Origin of the sequence: Streptomyces sp. NPDC096310 (assembly GCF_044763125.1) — a bacterium.
Lineage (GTDB): Bacteria > Actinomycetota > Actinomycetes > Streptomycetales > Streptomycetaceae > Streptomyces.
Genome location: NZ_JBIWFO010000062.1, coordinates 1 through 1,986, shown reverse-complemented (window position 1 = coordinate 1,986; position 1,986 = coordinate 1). Strand labels below are relative to the sequence as shown.

1 protein-coding gene is annotated in these 1,986 nt (G+C 66.6%); it reads left to right on the top strand.

The genetic code is table 11. The features are described from left to right. The first annotated feature begins 1,031 nt into the window (after nucleotides 1–1,031). Nucleotides 1,032–1,166, top strand: a complete 135-nt coding sequence (locus tag ACIQ7D_RS37475; protein WP_281392946.1) for a hypothetical protein — start codon at nucleotides 1,032–1,034, stop codon at nucleotides 1,164–1,166. Nucleotides 1,167–1,986 lie beyond the last annotated feature (820 nt).

Below are 1,986 nucleotides of genomic sequence, written 5' to 3'. Positions count from 1 at the left end.
TCAGGAGTCCACACAACCCCCGATGATCACGCGGTGGCCGTACCCGTTCCCAGCCGGGTCCGCGACAAGATCGCGAAGTCAGACTGGAGTACTAGTTGGCACACCTTGGTCACGTAGCGCTGTGTAGCCGGAGAGCCTTGCGCGAGGAAGTCGTACGCGGTGGCGCGCGACGAAGTCGTACGTAACTGGGGACGATCGGCGGTACATCCCAGGCCACCGATGCGTGGAGCCGGGCTCATGGTCCACCCCGGGCCACCACGGCTCCGCTCCCGGCCGCCCACGGAGGCCGGCAGTGTCTTCAAGTTGCGCGTTGATCGGTGTCCGCGGCGTCGGCACGGCGCCGACCGACAGGGCCTGAAGATGGGCTGCGGCCGAGTGGGACCAGAGCCCACACGTCACTGAGCTGGCGACCGGAGGGCCAGATGCTAGTGGTCAGCGGCCTGAACGGGATCACTGCGACGTTCTGGGCGGCGAACGGGGCCGAGCCGAGATAGCTCATGCCGCCGATCCCGCACAGATACGCGCGAGCGGATCTTCCCGGCTCGTGATGCGGACCGTACCGGCCCCGGCCACGCGCACCCCGAGCGCCACAACCGGCTCAAGAGCGATCTAGCTTGCAGCGTCCACCGGGGCGAGCGGCTCGTCCGCCAGCAGATCGAGATGACCACCGGCGACCGCATCTGGCACGTGTTCAACACCGAGCGCCGTACGGTCTGGATCGACAGCAACCCATGACCAACGCCGTGGCCGATTGGAGCGCCCGGCCCGCCCGGCCCTCCTCGCTCGGAATCTAACCAAGATCACTGGCTCGGCGCCGAGACCGTAACCGGAACCACGCCGAGACTTGCCCGGAGCGCGAGCCAGCTATTACCCACGCCTCGGCGCCGCCGGACAGCTCTCACTATTAGCCGCGTCGCATGGGTGCCGCATTCAGGGAGCCGCTTTTCAGTAGGCGTGATTCTGCTACTGTCGAGACACCCCTCCAAGAATTCCGGTGGATTTCAGCTGGTCTACCGGGAGGAGGTGATTCGGTGTCCGGCAGGAACCCCGACGAGGGAACCAAGCCGGACCGGACCAAGCGGCAGTCAGCCGTCCAGATATGCATCCTGATCGCGCGTGCCAGCCAGGCCGCGTACTGGGTGTACAAGCTCTGGCAGCTGAACTAGCAGCAACGATGGGCCCGGCCGATGCCACGGCCGAGCCCATCCCAGGTCCGGAACCGGGGGCCCCACGATCTCGTGCAGCAGAGGCGTGGGGCCCGACTCATTTGTGGACCGAGTGATCTGCCCGGCTTCCCGGAACTGGCGATCAGCTGCCAGCATACATCCCTTTTCCTATTTGCGGAACCCAATGAATTCCGGATCCCGATTCCCGAATCGGGAAACTGTCGAATCTCGGGGTCCTCCAATTCCCACGAATGTTGGCATTTCATTCTTTCGATTCGCCCCTGCCGTATGACTTCATTTCCTCATCCTGTGTGGTGTTTCGAGGGCACGGCCATCGGCTTCGGGGGCGTCCCCGTTCGTTTCGGGAGCACGCCGCCGGGCTTCGAGGCCAGCCGGTCTCGCGGACGCAGGTCTCGGTCTCGCCTAGGTCTCGCGGGAGGTCTCGGCGTTCAACGACACAGGTCTCGTCTTCATCGCGACAAGATCGGCGTTCAGCGACACGGGGCCTGTGTTCAACGGCTGCTGTCGCGACACGAGGGCGACGTCCGTGTCGACGGCGACGCGGACGGCGACATCCGTGTCGACGGCGACGCCTTGTCTGCGGACATCCGCGCGGACGGATCCGGATGTCCGCCCGGATACCCCGGATGTCCGACGGGTTGTCCGCCCTCCGCTGTGACGCGGGCCCGCCGTCACGGCGGGCCGAGGACGGACCGCAACGCGGACCGGGACGGTCCCCGGCGGACCAGAGTGGGGACCGGGTGGGAACGGACCGCAACGCGGTCCGGGACGGACCGGGGACGGACCGGGCTGGGGACCG